Genomic DNA, 15,661 nt, shown 5'->3' with positions numbered 1-15,661 from the left:
CGTGGTAGTATTTTTAATTTTAAACGACTATAGCTCACAATAAATTAAGCCACACTGACATCGTAGCCGCCATCTTCTACGGCATCAACCAATTGATTAATTTTCACTTTACTTTCATCAAAATTGACCACCGCGCTTTTATGTTCCAAGTTCACTTCAGCGTGAGAGACACCGTCCAATTCACTCAAAATACGCGTTACGCTTTTGACGCAGCCGCCACAAGTCATGCCATCAATATTCAAAGTTACTGTAGTCATTTTTCGTTTCCTTAGGTTAGGGTTAAACAAGGTACATAGGATAAACCTTAACACTGGGTTAAAGTCAAACCGATTTTCAGGCTGCCTGAAAATTTTTTACAACAGCCAAATAAGTTTCCATTAAAAAATATGATTTTATTACGGAACTAATTTATAATTAATAGAAATTTTATTTTTTAACTTTAAAGGAATTCACATGACTGCAATTACTTTACGCGTGATACAAAATGGCACAGCGCAAAAATTTTCATTGCAAAAGAATCAAACCATTAAATTACCCACACAACTCAATGCACAATACCAACTTTTAAACGAGCAAGGTGTGTTGATAACTCAACCGCATATGAGAACAGTTGGGCGAGATTTGTGGATTTTTGCCGATGACAATGAACAAAAACCACTGATTGTATTGGAAAATTATGCCAATGCACAAGCTATTAGCAACCCCCTTGTTCTCATGAGCATGAACACTACATTGGCAACGAGTAATGCTGCCATGCCTGTTGTGCCTGCTGTTTCGGCAGCAGACGTAGCATCGGTTGTGCCGACAATGGCATCACCTGTCGCCACAGCCACACACACGACAGCTGGATTACCCACCGCGACAAAAGCCAGTTTGGTTGCACTGGGATTAATGGGTGTAGGTGCGGTCGCACTTGGCACAAGTGGTGGTAGCAATGGTGATTCGTCTGTATCTAATTCGAATACAAGTAATCCGAACACCAATGATTCGAATACAAGTAATCCGAACACCAATAATTCGAATACAAGCAATCCGAACACCAATGATTCGAATGCAAGTAATCCGAACACCAATGATTCGAATACAAGTAATCCGAATACCAATAATTCGAATACAAGTAATCCGAATACCAATGATTCGAATACAATCCGAATACCAATGATTCGAATGCAAGTAATCCGAATACCAATGATTCGAATACAAGTAATCCGAACACCAATGATTCGAATGCAAGTAATCCGAACACCAATGATTCGAATGCAAGTAATCCGAACACCAATGATTCGAATGCAAGTAATCCGAATACCAATGATTCGAATACAAGTAATCCGAACACCAATGATTCGAATGCAAGTAATCCGAATACCAATGATTCGAATACAAGTAATCCGAACACCAATGATTCGAATGCAAGTAATCCGAATACCAATGATTCGAATACAAGTAATCCGAACACCAATGATTCGAATGCAAGTAATCCGAACACCAATGATTCGAATGCAAGTAATCCGAACACCAATAATTCGAATACAAGCAATCCGAACACCAATGATTCGAATGCAAGTAATCCGAATACCAATGATTCGAATACAAGTAATCCGAACACCGATGATTCGAATACAAGCAATCCGAACACCAATGATTCGAATACAAGTAATCCGAACACCAATGATTCGAATACAAGTAATCCGAACACCAATGATTCGAATGCAAGTAATCCGAATACCAATGATTCAAATACAAGCAATCCGAACACCAATGATTCGAATACAAGTAATCCGAACACCAATGATTCGAATGCAAGTAATCCGAATACCAATGATTCAAATACCAATAATGCAACCAATAACAATACCACTTCAGACAGCAACACGGCTCCAAATGCCACACCGAAATTACGTTTTATTAGTGTGAGTGATGACAATGTGGTTGGTTTAGATGATACGCGTGAATTAACGCGGCTTTCAGGCAGCTTGGATATCAGCAAACAAACCGATTCATTGTGGCAACACGAGGATATGTTACAAGGCATCACGCTGAAAATCGGTAATAAATCGTATCACGCCGCATTTAGCAACAAGGGTTATCAATTTTACGTAGATGTGCCAACCAGCGAATTAGCTGCATTGCAAGGACAAAAAATCACCTACGAACTGAATTATGTAGATAGCGTCATCGGTTACCAAATTGAAAGTGATGAACAAAAAGTCTATTTATTGCGTGAATTCAAAGGGAAAGCACCCAACACCGATATCCAAGCGTTAACCTTAACCAGCAATACAGGTGCTATTTCAGGCAGCGTGGGTAACTACACTGTAGCCAACCACATCGCCGCCCAACACACCGAAGAAACTTTAATCGGTCAAGCAGATGGCGCCAAAGCGGGCGATGTGGTTCGCATTGAATTGAATCAACATATTTATAACGCCACTGTTCAAAATGATGGTTCATTCAGCACCAAAGTGGCGCGCGCAGATTTGTTGGCAGATTCGGACAAAAACATGGTTTTGAGTTTGGGTAACACAACCGAAAACGCTCATTACACCGTAGTAGCCAATCAAGCATCGGCTGGTGTATTTGCAGCGGGTAATCAACATCAAACCATTTCAGCTGATAAATTACCTTATTTTATTAATGCGTTAGATGATTTTGCTCTCCACAATCAACGTGGTTATAATTTGGGTTTTTTGGAGGGTCATCAAATTGGTAGGGGCATTGAAATTACCTATCATATGCCTACGAAAGCTGAATTAGATGGCATCACGAATACGTCATTGACTTTGGAAGAGCGCATGAATCGTTATTATTTGGCAAATCCATATGAAGTAGAAGATTTAGAAAACTCTTCGCCTGAAGTGATGAGCGCAGATAATCAGGCAGTTATTCGCCAAGCCCTAGATTTAATTAGCAAATATACCAACATCACATTCCGCGAAGTGGACAGCGTACAAGAATCGGATTTGGATTTTTATTTGAATGATTTTGCTGCACTTGGTATGGATGGTTCATTGGGTTATGCGTATTTTGGTGGTAACGCGCATTTTAATTCCAATGATTTTGGCGGCAATTATTCTTTCAAGCAGCCTGCAAATGACAACAATAAAGGTTTATTTACGGTCATTCATGAAATTTTGCACACAGTTGGTTTGAAACACCCACATTTGGAAGAAAAAGAACCCAACACCACGCCACATTTAAGCGATGAAAAAAACAGCACGGGAGTTACCGTGATGAGTTACAAAGCCGATGATTTTGAACGTGTTTCCGAACCACATATTTATGATTTGGCCATTTTGCATTATCTCTACGGTGTGAATCCCAAAGCTCGTGCCGAAGACAATACCTATACATTCCATATGTTCAATCCATCAAGCAATGATGGCGATATTTACATTTGGGACGGTGCTGGTGTAGACACATTTGACGCATCACAAGAAGCCAAAGGCGTAAACGTGGATTTGACTCCTGGTTCATGGATTTATGCCGATGCCAGCAATACCAATACCCGCGATTTTGGTTTAATTAATACGCATGGAATTGATTATGATTCCTATTTTTCGGGTGGCAATAAAGAAGCTGGTACGAGTGCCGGTTCATCGGGCGTGTTTGCATATAACTACACCGATGGAGTGTCATTTATTGGTTACAACACGCAAATTGAAAATTTACTTGGTTCAGCTCACAACGATATTCTTAAAGGCAACGCCGCTGATAACATTATTCAAGGCAATGATGGTAATGACCAAATTTACGGTAACGCAGGCAATGATACGCTAATCGGTGGCATCGGTAACGACACGCTTGATGGTGGCGATGGCGATGATGTGTTGATGGGTGGTTTGGGTTTGGACACGCTGACGGGTGGTGCAGGTGCGGATACATTTGTGTTCAATAATGTACCTGATTATGCGGATAAAATTACCGATTTCACGGTTGGCACGGATAAAATTGCACTGTTGAAAGGTATTTTTGCCAGCGACACGCTTACCGATTTTGCTCACCACATTCAATACAACGCCCAAACTGGTGCATTGAGTTATGATGCTGATGGCGCAGGCAGTGGCGCAGCTGTTCAAATCGCGACTTTGTCTACCAATTTGGCAATTGACCAAAATAGTTTTGTATTGATTTAGAATTGACATGACAATAAAGGCAGCCTGAAAGAAATAATCTTGTTAGGCTGCCTTTTTTATTTATTTAAATTGAAAAATGGTTGAAATTATTTTTTCATGAAACGCGCGTGAAGCACCAACAACAAAACAGCCGCTAATGTGGACGCAACCCAACCCGCAGGCTCATTGGGCTGATACAAACCAACCGCTTGACCAATCAACGCCGCCACAAAAGAACCAGCAATACCTAAAATAGTTGTTACAATAAAACCCATGTTTTCTTTACCGGGGTGCAAAAACTTCGCCAACACACCAATAATAAAACCAATAATAATCGTACCGATAAATCCCATGATATGACCTTTCTATATAGAGTGGGTAGGAACTTGCTACTATAACAAGAAAAAATCATGACGTTGACAACATTTCCTTGAACTTGCAAGTCTTTACAATTATTTACATGCTAATTATTAATTACGTTCATCAAAAATTTCAGGCTGCCTTGATAAACGAAAGCAGCCTGAAACCTTTTTATTGTGATATTTCCTAATGATAAAACTAGCCTAATTTGCCATGACATTGCTTGTATTTCAAACCACTGCCACACGGACAAGGGTCATTGCGATGCACCACTTTACCCATTGCATCCATCGCAGTCAGGCTGTAATCAGGTTGATTGGCATCGTTTTCATTGGCAACAGGTTGCAACGCTTCACGCGCCAAATCATCACGCGACTCTCCCAAAACCGTTTGCATATCAGGTGCATCAGCGTGATGCGTGTACATTTGAGGCATGGATTGCTCGATTGTTTCCACATCTTCGTAAGGCTGCACCTCCACCGATACCAATAACGCTGTGGCATTATAACGAACCGTTCGCCATAAATTTTGGAACATTTCAAAAGCTTCACGTTTGTATTCTTGTTTGGGATTTTTTTGTGCATAGCCTCGCAAATGAATGCCTTGACGCAAATAATCCATCGCCGCCAAATGCTCACGCCAATTCATGTCAATGGTTTGTAATACAACATTACGTTCAAATCCACTAAATTGGTCTTGTCCAACCAAAGCCACTTTGTTAGCATATTCTGTTTCTACTAATTTCAACAAAAGCTCTTTAACATCTTCATTTTCTAGAGAATTATCTGATTTTAACCATTCTTGAATGTGGGCGCGTAAACGGAATTCACTTTCCAAAATAGCCTCTAATGCAGGAATATCCCATTGTTCCTCCATGCTGTCGGCTGGCATATGTACGTCCACCAAATTACCCAGCACTTCTTCACGCATTTCGCGAACAATATCAGAAATATCGGTACTGGTTAAAATCTCATTGCGTTGATGATAAATCACCTTGCGTTGGTCATTGGCAACGTCATCGTATTCCAACACCTGTTTACGCATATCAAAGTTACGCCCTTCCACTTTGCGTTGCGCGTTTTCAATTTGACGCGTGAGAATACCAGCTTCAATTGGGACACCACGTTCAGGAGCAAGCCTATCCAAAATCGCGGCAGCACGGTCAAGCGCAAACAAACGCAACAACGGATCTTCAAACGACAAATAAAAACGGCTAGAACCAAGGTCGCCCTGACGACCAGCACGTCCGCGCAACTGATTGTCAATGCGACGACTTTCGTGACGTTCTGTACCGATGATGTGCAAACCGCCTGCTTCCATCACACGTTTGTGGTCGGCTTCCCAATTGTCTTCCAATAATTTGATTTGACGTTCTTTTTCGCTTTCAGACAGCGTTTCATCGGCACGAATGGCATCGGCTTGATGTTTCACATTGCCACCCAACACAATATCTGTGCCTCGTCCTGCCATATTGGTGGCAACGGTAATCATGGCAGGCTTACCTGCTTGTGCGACAATCAAAGCTTCGCGATGATGTTCTTTTGCATTCAAAACGTTATGCGCCAAACCAGCTTGATTCAACAAACGCGATACCAATTCCGAATTTTCAATAGTCGTTGTGCCAACCAATACAGGCTGCCCTTTTTGATGACATTCTTTGATGTCTTTGATAACGGCTTCATATTTTTCTTCGGCAGTGCGGAAAATTTGGTCATTATAATCTTTACGTTGAATCGGTTTATTGGTGGGGATAATCACCGTTTCTAAATTATAAATACTTTGAAATTCATATGCTTCCGTATCCGCCGTACCCGTCATACCTGATAATTTGGTATATAAACGGAAATAATTTTGAAATGTGATGCTGGCTAACGTTTGATTTTCACGTTTAATTTCCACACCTTCTTTTGCTTCCACTGCTTGATGTAAACCTTCCGACCAACGGCGACCATCCATCAAACGCCCTGTGTGTTCGTCCACAATCACGATTTCAGGCTGCCCTTCATCATTGGGTTTAATAACATAATGCTGATCCAAATGAAATAAACTATGTGCGCGTAATGCCGCCATCAAGTGGTGCATTAACATAATATTGCCAGTAGAATACAGCGAATCACCATCTTGCAGTAAACCCAATCGCGCTAAAATATCTTCTGCGTGTTCATGACCTTTTTCAGACAGCGTTACTTGATGATTTTTTTCGTCCACCCAGTAATCACCGTCGCCATCTTCTTTATCTTGGCGATGCAACATAGGAGGGACTTGGTTCATGATTTTGTATAATTCAATGTTATCATCAGCTTGACCCGAAATAATCAATGGCGTACGCGCTTCGTCAATCAAAATAGAGTCCACTTCGTCCACTACAGCAAAATTTAATTCTCGTTGTACTTTGTCATATTGGTCGGTAACCATGTTATCGCGCAAATAATCAAAACCAAATTCGTTATTTGTGCCATAGGTAATGTCGGAATTGTAGGCAGATTGGCGATAGAACGGTTCTTGATTACTCAAAATCACGCCCACACTCAAGCCCAAGAAATTGTAAAGCGGTGCCATAATGCCCGCATCGCGTTCCGCCAAATAATCATTCACGGTAACAACGTGGACGCCTTTACCAGACAATGCATTCAAATACACTGCCAAAGTCCCCACCAACGTTTTACCTTCACCAGTACGCATTTCGGCGATTTTGCCATTATGCAACACCATGCCGCCTATTAATTGCACATCAAAATGGCGCATACCCAAAGTACGCACCGATGCTTCACGACACACCGCAAAAGCTTCGGGCAAAATGTCATCTAAAGTTTCACCATTACTTAGGCGTTGTTTGAATTCTGCGGTTTTGGCTTGCAAGGCTTCATCTGAAAGAGCTTTGATTTGTTGTTCAAGCGCATTAATTTTATTAACAATTTTTTGATATTGTTTGAGTAATCGGTCATTGCGACTGCCGAAAATTTTTTTAGCGATATTCGCGAACATTAGTAGGTATCCTTAGTTATACAGGCAAATTGTCTGAATTTTATCACAAGCCTTGTTTAGATTGCGAAGTGGCTACATAAATGGGGTTGATTGTGTGGTTTTTAAAGTGGGAGAATGTTTTCAGGCAGCATGAAAATAAAAAAACGAAGTTTACATCAATTTGTAAACTTCGTTTCTTTAAATTAATACAACAAAATTAGATAGTGCGTGCTTTTTCTACTAACTCTTTTACCACCCAAGCTTTGGTTTTAGACAATGGGCGTGATTCTTGAATCACGACTACATCGCCAACACCATACTGGTTTTGCTCATCATGAGCGTGGATTTTAGTAGAGCGGCTGACAATTTTGCCATACAAAGGGTGCTTGACTTTGCGTTCAACCAATACGGTTACGGTTTTGTCCATTTTGTCGCTTACCACTTTGCCTTGCAGAGTGCGAACGGTTTTCTGAGTGTTCATTACTTAGTACCTTTTTCAGCGATGACAGTTTTCACACGAGCAATATCGCGGCGCACTTGCTTGATCTCGCTGGTTTTACCCAACTGACCAGTAGCGTGCTGCATACGCAGACCGAATTGTTGTTTCAGCAAATCAACTAAAACTTCGTTCAGTTGTTCAACTGATTTTTCTTTCAATTCATTGGCTTTCATTATTTACCCACCTGTCTAGTTACAAACGTGGTTGCGATTGGCAATTTAGCTGCTGCCAATGCAAAGGCTTCGCGTGCTAATGATTCATTAACGCCGTCCATTTCGTACAGTACTTTGCCTGGTTGAATTTCAGCAACATAGTACTCTACGTTACCTTTACCGCCACCCATACGTACTTGGATTGGTTTTTCGGTAATTGGTTTATCTGGGAATACGCGAATCCAAATGCGACCACCACGTTTAATATGGCGCGTCATGGCACGACGCGCTGCTTCAATTTGACGTGCTGTCAAACGACCGCGTGCCACTGCTTTTAAGCCGAAATCGCCGAAGCTTACGGTGTTGCCACGAGTAGCTACGCCTGTATTGCGACCTTTATGTTGTTTGCGGTATTTCAGTCTAGTTGGCTGCAGCATTGCGACCTCCTTTTCTGTTATTACGGCGATTTTCGCGTTGTTCAGGTTGCGCCTGAACTTGACCCATTTCGCCTTTATATACCCACACTTTCAAGCCGATGATACCATAAGTAGTCAAGGCTTCACTGGTAGCATAATCTACATCAGCACGCAAAGTATGCAATGGTACACGACCCTCACGATACCATTCACTACGCGCAATATCCGCACCATTCAAACGACCAGAAGTCATGATTTTGATGCCTTTTGCGCCAGCACGCATTGCGTTTTGCATAGCACGTTTCATAGCACGGCGAAATTGTACGCGTTTTTCCAATTGTTGCGCGATGCCATCTGCAATCAATTGTGCGTCTAATTCTGGTTTACGGATTTCTTCAATATTCACGTGTACAGCCACGCCCAACAATTTCTCTAAATCGCGTTTCAAGACTTCAATGTCTGCGCCTTTTTGACCGATGACCACACCTGGACGAGCTGTGTGAATGGTGATGCGAGCAGATTTGGCAGGACGCTCAATCACAACGCGACCAACTGATGCGTTAGCCAAACGTTTACTTAAATATTCGCGTACATCAATATCTTGTTTCAAAACGGCGGCAAACTCGGTACTTTTCGCAAACCATTTTGAAGACCAGTCTTTATTGACAGCCAGTCGGAAACCAACTGGATGGATTTTTTGTCCCATGGTTATTCCTTAGTTGCCTACCACCACGTTAATGTGGCAAGTTTGTTTTTCAATGCGGTTACCGCGACCTTTTGCACGAGCTTGGAAACGTTTCAGGCTAGGACCTTTATCCACAAAAATCGTTACGACTTTCAACTCATCAATGTCAGCACCATTGTTGTGCTCAGCATTGGCAATAGCAGACTCCAAAACTTTCTTAATCAATTCCGCGCCTTTTTTAGGGCTGAATGCCAAGATATTCAGAGCTTGGGCAACGTCTTTACCACGAATCATATCTGCTACTAAACGAGCTTTTTGAGCAGAGATACGGGCATTATTATGTTGTGCAGATACTCTCATATTTCACCTTATTTTTTCTTAGCTTTTTTATCAGCTAAATGACCTTTAAAGGTACGAGTCAATGAGAATTCACCCAATTTGTGACCAACCATGTTATCACTGATGAACACAGGCACATGCGTACGACCATTATGTACAGCGATGGTTAAGCCGATAAAATCAGGCAAAATAGTAGAACGGCGAGACCAAGTTTTAATTGGACGTTTGTCGTTTGTAGCACGAGCCGCATCTACTTTCTTCAACAAGTGCAGGTCAACGTATGGACCTTTTTTCAATGAACGAGCCATATTAATTAACCTTTGTTAGAGTAACGACGACGAACAATCATATTATCCGTGCGTTTGTTGTTACGAGTACGGTAACCTTTCGCAGGTGTACCCCATGGGCTAACAGGTTCGCGAGCTTCACCTGTGCGACCTTCACCACCACCATGTGGGTGATCTACTGGGTTCATTACCACACCGCGTACGGTTGGGCGAATGCCACGCCAGCGATTAGCACCAGCTTTACCAATTTTTTTAAGGCTTTGTTCTTCGTTACCTACTTCACCAATGGTTGCGCGGCAATCAACGTGAATGCGGCGAACTTCACCAGAACGTAAACGAACTTGTGCGTAAGTACCCTCTTTTGCCAATAACACTGCAGAAGCACCTGCAGAACGAGCAATTTGCGCACCTTTACCTGGTTTCATTTCAATACAATGAATGGTCGTACCCACTGGGATATTACGGATTGGCAAAGTGTTACCCACCTTAATCGCAGCTTCCGAACCAGACACCAATACAGCACCTGCTTGAATACCACGTGGAGCAATAATGTAGCGACGTTCACCATCTACGTAGCACAATAAAGCAATGTGTGCAGTACGGTTAGGGTCATACTCAATACGTTCTACTTTTGCTGGGATACCATCTTTGTTACGTTTAAAATCCACAACGCGGTAGTGATGTTTATGACCACCACCTTTATGACGAGTCGTGATATGACCGTTATTGTTGCGACCAGCAGTAGAATTTTTCTTTTCCAACAAAGGAGCATAAGCTGCGCCTTTGTACAGACCTTCTGTTACGACGCGAACCATGCCACGACGACCAGCAGAGGTCGGTTTCATTTTTACGATAGCCATGCTTATTCCTTATCTGCAGCGGCAGCGGCTGCTTCCAAATCCAGCTCTTGACCAGCAGCCAAGCTCACATAGGCTTTTTTTACATCGCTGCGACGACCGATGGTACGACCAAAACGTTTGGTTTTACCTTTTGTGGTGGTAGTCGTTACAGAAGCAACTTGCACATTAAACAACTGTTCAACAGCAGCTTTAATTTCAATTTTAGTTGCATCTTTCAGCACTTTGAAAACCATTTGGTTGCGTTTTTCAGCCAGCATATTGCTTTTTTCTGAAACAACAGGGGCTAAAATCACTTTTAACAAACGCTCTTGATTCATACCCATTGCTCCTCTAATTGTGCAACCGCTTCTTTAGTCAACACGACTTTTTTGTAGCGTAACAAGCTGTAAGGGTCAGCCTGAGTTGCTTCCAAAACCAATACATTTGGCAAATTGCGTGAAGACAAATATACGTTTTCATCTAACTGTTTCGTGATGAACAACACTTGCTCTAAACCCAAATTTTTCACTTGGTCAGCAAATTCTTTAGTTTTAGGCGTTGCTGCGGACAAGTTTTCAATCACAAATAAACGCTCATCGCGTACCAACTGAGACAAAATTGTTGCCATACCAGCGCGGTACATTTTGCGGTTCACTTTTTGGGTAAAATTTTCGTCAGGTTTATTCGGGAATGCGCGACCACCTTTACGCCACAATGGAGACGAAGTCATACCTGAACGCGCACGACCTGTGCCTTTTTGACGCCAAGGTTTTTTTGTAGAGTGCTTCACTTCAGCACGAGTTTTTTGAGCACGATTACCCGAACGAGCATTTGCCAAATAAGCCGTTACTAATTGATGAACCAACGCTTCATTGTATTCACGTGCAAACAAGGCATCAGAACCAGCAACGCTGCCTGAAACTTGACCTTGTGCATTAATCAGTTTCAATTCCATTACGCACCTGCTTTCTTAACGCTATGGCAAACAACCACGTCGCTGTTTACAGAGCCAGGAACAGCACCTTTAACCAACAACAAGTTACGCTCCACATCAACGCGAACGATTTCCAAATGCTGAACAGTAGATTTAGTATTACCATACTGACCAGCCATGCGTTTACCTGGAAACACACGACCTGGGTCTTGTGCCATACCGATAGAACCTGGAACACGGTGCGAACGAGAGTTACCATGAGATGTACGTTGTGCGCCAAAGTTGTGACGTTTAATCGTACCAGAGAAGCCTTTACCTTTTGATGTACCAGTAACATCAACCAATTGCCCTGCTTGGAACAGTTCAACAGTCAAAACGTTACCAGCTTTCAATTCAGCGGCTTTTTCTTCAGAGACAACAAATTCATGCAAACCACGACCAGCTTCCACACCTGCTTTCGCAAAATGACCAGCTTCGGGTTTCGTAACACGATTCGCTTTTTTCTCACCAAAGGTTACCTGAACGGCAGTATAACCGTCAGTTTCTTTGGATTTTACTTGGGTAACGCGATTAGTAGACATCTCCAACACCGTTACAGGGATAGACTCACCCTGCTCAGTAAAGATACGAGTCATACCAACTTTGCGTCCAACCAGACCTAAAGTCATGATTATTTCCTTGTAATTTAAGGGATTACTTACGATTGAGTAATCTTGTGGACATAAAAAGAGACTTGGCACGTATGCCAAGTCCACTACTATAACACATTTTCAAAAAAAAATTCAAGAAAAACTTTTTATTTCAAATGCCAATGTGGATTTTTTGGTTTCAGGCTGCTTTGAAGATTATTTTCACAGTTTCTCTTTTAATAAAGCAATAATTTCTTTCAATGCAACAATTTCATTGTCTTTTTGTTTCAATAACTCATCTTTTGCTTCAAGTAGCATTTGAAATTTATCCGCTTGATTCACATTATGGCTATTTGTATGGTCGCCAATGGAAAAGAAAAATGTTTTATCTTGGTTCGCCAATAAATCAACCATATCAATATTAAAAATTTGTGCAATTTGTTTTAATTTATCAATACTCAAACTACTTTGCCCACGTTCAATTTTTGCATAGCCATTAGCAGACATAGCCAATTTTTCAGCCATTTCTTCTTGCGACCATTGATTGATTTCGCGCATAACACGAATTTTGTCATGAACTTCCATTTTATTACTCCGTAATTTTCAGGCTGCCTGAAAGTGCGATTTTAGACAGTTAAAGTGTTGGTTTAGATACTATTAGTTTCTGTTAAAAAAGATTTAATTAGCATATCATAATTCAAGAATTGCAACCAAATAGGAAATAGTTATGAAACAAAAAATTCCAGTTTTAGTAGGTAGTTACCTAAACACAAACAAAATTTTTCTAAACATTAAAATCTAATAAGGAATTTTTATGAAAAAATTATTACTTATCTCACTTCTTTTCTTTTCAACATATATATATGCAAATAAACCAACCTACCCTTATGGCGAACATTTAGTTTTCTTAGAGCCAGGAGTAGTTGCATGGGGAGTTATCACTTCTAATAATTCTGCATGGATTACTTTCTTACATGCAAAACCCAAAAAACTTAACAGAAGTTCTAAATACTACAATGTACATCGTATATATTTTTCTGCTTCATGCGGTAGCCAATTAATACAAGGCAAAGACCAAATTTTTTACTATGCAAAACATACAGACTTATCAGGAACACAATATCCTATAAGTAGCACCCATATCCATAGTATAACACCACCTAGTTACGCAGTTGAAAGCATGAATGTTATACCCAATACTGTATCAGAAAATATTTATAATCTGATTTGCTATGGCTCTCCAATCCCCAATTTCAATCATTTTAGATAATCTAAAACCTTTGCAAAACTCCTATTTTCAGCAAAAACCAAAAATTAAAATATATATAACTAAAACCGTTGCAAAGATTTCAGATAGCAAACAAAAGCCGAATGATAAGACTATCATTCGGCTTTTATAAAAACACTGGTTATTCAGCGTCTTTTTTCTCCACCAACTCAACCAATGCCAAAGGAGCATTGTCGCCTTTGCGGAAACCGCACTTTAGAATGCGAATATAGCCACCATTACGGCTAGCAAAACGCACACCTAAATCGTCAAACAATTTTACCACTACATCGCGGTCGCGAGTACGGTTAAATGCCAAACGGCGGTTAGCTAAAGAAGGTTTTTTACCCAAAGTAATCAAGGGTTCAACCACACGACGTAACTCTTTTGCTTTAGGCAAGGTTGTTACAATGGTTTCATGGCTTAATAAAGAGTTAGCCATATTACGCAACATAGCAGAACGATGACTGCTGGTGCGATTTAATTTACGGTTACCATTACGATGACGCATATGTCATTATCCTTTAATCTTAAAGCTTACGGCTTTTCCAAACCGGCGGGTGGCCATGCTTCCAATTTTGAGCCTAAAGTCAGCCCTTTAGAAGCAAGCACTTCTTTGATTTCATTCAAAGATTTGCGACCCAGATTTGGCGTTTTTAACAACTCGGTTTCAGTACGCTGAATCAAATCGCCAATGTAGTAAATATCTTCAGCCTTCAAACAATTCGCTGAGCGAACCGTCAATTCTAAATCATCTACAGGGCGCAGCAATACTGGATCAATTGGCGGTGCTTTTTCTTCTTCAACTTCAACAGGCGTACCTTGCAAATCAGCAAAGATTGACATTTGATCAATCAAAATACGCGCTGCGGCACGCACCGCTTCTTCTGGGTCGATTGCACCATTGGTTTCAATGTCTAAAATCAGACTGTCCAAATCGGTACGTTGTTCCACACGAGCTGCCTCAACATCAAAACTAACACGGCTAATGGGCGAAAAGCTCGCATCCAGTTGGATTGCACCAATCTTGTTTTGTTCTTTACCTTGACGGCGACCTGAAACAGATTGATAACCACGACCTTGCTCTACTTTAATTTCCATCTCAATGTTGCCATTTTCAGCCAAATGACATAATACATGGTCTGGATTGATGATTTCCACATCATGAGACAATTCAATATCACCTGCTCGAACCACACCTGCGCCTGATTTTTTTAAGCTAACAGTCACTTCGGTACGGTTATGCAGTTTGAATACAATACCCTTAATATTCAGGAGAATATCTACCACATCCTCCTGAACACCATCTAAAGTTGAATATTCGTGCAATACGTTTGCAATGCTCACTTCAGTAGGCGCAAAGCCATTCATGGATGACAGTAAGATACGACGCAAAGCATTTCCCAATGTATGCCCGAACCCACGCTCAAAAGGTTGCATAGAAACTTTAGCGCGAGTAGCGGACAGAGTATCCACATCAATTTGACGAGGTTTCAAAAATTCGGTTGTGCTATTTTGCATTTAACTGTCCCTCACTGTGCTAGGCATTATTTAGAGTAGAACTCTACCACCAGCTGTTCATTAATATCACTGTACAATTCAGCGCGGTCAGGTACGTTTTTAAACGTACCTTCCATTTTGTTTGCATCAACAGAAACCCAACTTGGCATACCAATTTGTGCAGCCAAACCCAAAGCTTCTTGGATACGTACTTGTTTTTTTGCTTTTTCGCGTACTGCAACTACATCGCCTGCCTTCACTTGGAAAGAAGGAATGTTCACTACTTGACCATTTACAGTCAAAGCTTTATGTGAAACCAATTGGCGAGCTTCTGCACGAGTGGAAGCAAAACCCATACGATAAACCACATTATCCAAACGTGATTCTAATAATTGCAATAACAATTCACCAGTAGAACCTTTACGGCGGTCTGCTTCAGCAAAATAGCGGCGGAATTGACGTTCCAACACACCATAGATACGGCGAATTTTTTGTTTTTCACGCAACTGCAAACCATAATCAGATAAGCGAGATTTCTTCGCACCATGCTGACCAGGAGCAGATTCCATTTTACATTTAGATTCTAAAGAGCGACGTGCGCTTTTCAGATATAAATCCGTGCCTTCGCGGCGAGCCAATTTACATTTTGGGCCAAGATAACGTGCCATGCTTTACTCC

General features: G+C 41.2%; 20 protein-coding genes. 2 read left to right on the top strand and 18 right to left on the bottom strand.

What is annotated here, in order from left to right:
• Positions 1-44 precede the first annotated feature (44 nt).
• Both BWP33_RS11745 and BWP33_RS12600 read right to left on the bottom strand, forming a co-directional pair.
• Positions 45-257: a heavy-metal-associated domain-containing protein gene (locus BWP33_RS11745; RefSeq protein WP_002642283.1), complete on the bottom strand. Its 213-nt coding sequence runs from the start codon at positions 255-257 to the stop codon at positions 45-47.
• A gap of 417 nt (positions 258-674) precedes the next feature.
• Positions 675-1,070: a hypothetical protein gene (locus BWP33_RS12600; protein WP_158666838.1), complete on the bottom strand. Its 396-nt coding sequence runs from the start codon at positions 1,068-1,070 to the stop codon at positions 675-677.
• Between the two features lie 840 nt (positions 1,071-1,910).
• Between BWP33_RS12600 and BWP33_RS11730 the strand changes: the two genes are divergently transcribed.
• Complete coding sequence (locus tag BWP33_RS11730; protein ID WP_104930405.1) at positions 1,911-4,133, top strand: matrixin family metalloprotease; 2,223 nt, start codon at positions 1,911-1,913, stop codon at positions 4,131-4,133.
• A gap of 86 nt (positions 4,134-4,219) precedes the next feature.
• Here BWP33_RS11730 and BWP33_RS11725 read toward each other — a convergent pair whose 3' ends face one another.
• The 13 genes from BWP33_RS11725 to BWP33_RS11665 form a co-directional block, all read right to left on the bottom strand.
• On the bottom strand, positions 4,220-4,465 hold the full coding sequence (locus tag BWP33_RS11725; protein ID WP_002642286.1) for a GlsB/YeaQ/YmgE family stress response membrane protein: 246 nt from the start codon (positions 4,463-4,465) through the stop codon (positions 4,220-4,222).
• A 205-nt stretch (positions 4,466-4,670) separates the two neighbouring features.
• Positions 4,671-7,457: a preprotein translocase subunit SecA gene (secA, locus tag BWP33_RS11720; protein WP_002642287.1), complete on the bottom strand. Its 2,787-nt coding sequence runs from the start codon at positions 7,455-7,457 to the stop codon at positions 4,671-4,673.
• 196 nt (positions 7,458-7,653) lie between these two features.
• Positions 7,654-7,917 carry a 30S ribosomal protein S17 gene (gene rpsQ, locus BWP33_RS11715; protein WP_002642288.1) on the bottom strand — a complete coding sequence of 88 codons (264 nt, stop codon included), beginning with the start codon at positions 7,915-7,917 and terminating at the stop codon, positions 7,654-7,656.
• The gene (gene rpmC, locus BWP33_RS11710) at positions 7,917-8,108 is read right to left on the bottom strand and encodes a 50S ribosomal protein L29 (protein WP_002642289.1); all 192 of its coding nucleotides are present in this window, start codon (positions 8,106-8,108) and stop codon (positions 7,917-7,919) included. The genes rpsQ and rpmC overlap by 1 nt, the downstream gene beginning before the upstream one ends.
• Complete coding sequence (gene rplP, locus BWP33_RS11705; RefSeq protein WP_002642290.1) at positions 8,108-8,524, bottom strand: 50S ribosomal protein L16; 417 nt, start codon at positions 8,522-8,524, stop codon at positions 8,108-8,110. Before rplP ends, rpmC begins: the two co-directional genes overlap by 1 nt.
• Positions 8,508-9,209: a 30S ribosomal protein S3 gene (gene rpsC, locus BWP33_RS11700; RefSeq protein ID WP_002642291.1), complete on the bottom strand. Its 702-nt coding sequence runs from the start codon at positions 9,207-9,209 to the stop codon at positions 8,508-8,510. The genes rplP and rpsC overlap by 17 nt, the downstream gene beginning before the upstream one ends.
• A 9-nt stretch (positions 9,210-9,218) precedes the next feature.
• On the bottom strand, positions 9,219-9,548 hold the full coding sequence (gene rplV / locus BWP33_RS11695) for a 50S ribosomal protein L22 (protein WP_002642292.1): 330 nt from the start codon (positions 9,546-9,548) through the stop codon (positions 9,219-9,221).
• 8 nt (positions 9,549-9,556) lie between these two features.
• Positions 9,557-9,835: a 30S ribosomal protein S19 gene (gene rpsS, locus BWP33_RS11690; protein ID WP_002642293.1), complete on the bottom strand. Its 279-nt coding sequence runs from the start codon at positions 9,833-9,835 to the stop codon at positions 9,557-9,559.
• Positions 9,836-9,840: 5 nt separating this feature from the next.
• The gene (gene rplB / locus BWP33_RS11685; protein ID WP_002642294.1) at positions 9,841-10,674 is read right to left on the bottom strand and encodes a 50S ribosomal protein L2; all 834 of its coding nucleotides are present in this window, start codon (positions 10,672-10,674) and stop codon (positions 9,841-9,843) included.
• 2 nt (positions 10,675-10,676) lie between these two features.
• Positions 10,677-10,991, bottom strand: coding sequence for a 50S ribosomal protein L23 (gene rplW, locus BWP33_RS11680; protein WP_002642295.1), 315 nt, complete (start codon positions 10,989-10,991; stop codon positions 10,677-10,679).
• Entirely contained in the window at positions 10,988-11,608 is a 621-nt protein-coding gene (rplD, locus tag BWP33_RS11675; protein WP_002642296.1) for a 50S ribosomal protein L4, read from the bottom strand. The genes rplW and rplD overlap by 4 nt, the downstream gene beginning before the upstream one ends.
• Positions 11,608-12,255: a 50S ribosomal protein L3 gene (rplC, locus tag BWP33_RS11670; protein WP_002642297.1), complete on the bottom strand. Its 648-nt coding sequence runs from the start codon at positions 12,253-12,255 to the stop codon at positions 11,608-11,610. The genes rplD and rplC overlap by 1 nt, the downstream gene beginning before the upstream one ends.
• A 183-nt stretch (positions 12,256-12,438) precedes the next feature.
• Positions 12,439-12,801, bottom strand: a complete 363-nt coding sequence (locus BWP33_RS11665) for a helix-turn-helix domain-containing protein (protein ID WP_002642298.1) — start codon at positions 12,799-12,801, stop codon at positions 12,439-12,441.
• Positions 12,802-13,030: 229 nt separating this feature from the next.
• On the opposite strand from BWP33_RS11665, the gene BWP33_RS12595 reads away from it, so the two are divergent.
• Complete coding sequence (locus tag BWP33_RS12595) at positions 13,031-13,486, top strand: hypothetical protein (RefSeq protein ID WP_002642299.1); 456 nt, start codon at positions 13,031-13,033, stop codon at positions 13,484-13,486.
• Positions 13,487-13,625: 139 nt separating this feature from the next.
• Here BWP33_RS12595 and rplQ read toward each other — a convergent pair whose 3' ends face one another.
• The 3 genes from rplQ to rpsD are packed head-to-tail and all read right to left on the bottom strand — an operon-like array spanning position 13,626 to position 15,651.
• Entirely contained in the window at positions 13,626-13,994 is a 369-nt protein-coding gene (gene rplQ / locus BWP33_RS11660; protein WP_002642300.1) for a 50S ribosomal protein L17, read from the bottom strand.
• A gap of 26 nt (positions 13,995-14,020) precedes the next feature.
• Entirely contained in the window at positions 14,021-15,004 is a 984-nt protein-coding gene (locus BWP33_RS11655) for a DNA-directed RNA polymerase subunit alpha (RefSeq protein ID WP_002642301.1), read from the bottom strand.
• Between the two features lie 26 nt (positions 15,005-15,030).
• Positions 15,031-15,651 (bottom strand): 30S ribosomal protein S4, encoded by a 621-nt coding sequence (rpsD, locus tag BWP33_RS11650; protein ID WP_002642302.1) that lies wholly within the window; start codon positions 15,649-15,651, stop codon positions 15,031-15,033.
• Positions 15,652-15,661: the final 10 nt, after the last annotated feature.

Origin of the sequence: Simonsiella muelleri ATCC 29453 (assembly GCF_002951835.1) — a bacterium.
Lineage (GTDB): Bacteria > Pseudomonadota > Gammaproteobacteria > Burkholderiales > Neisseriaceae > Simonsiella > Simonsiella muelleri.
This window is presented reverse-complemented; position numbering and strand designations above follow the sequence as displayed.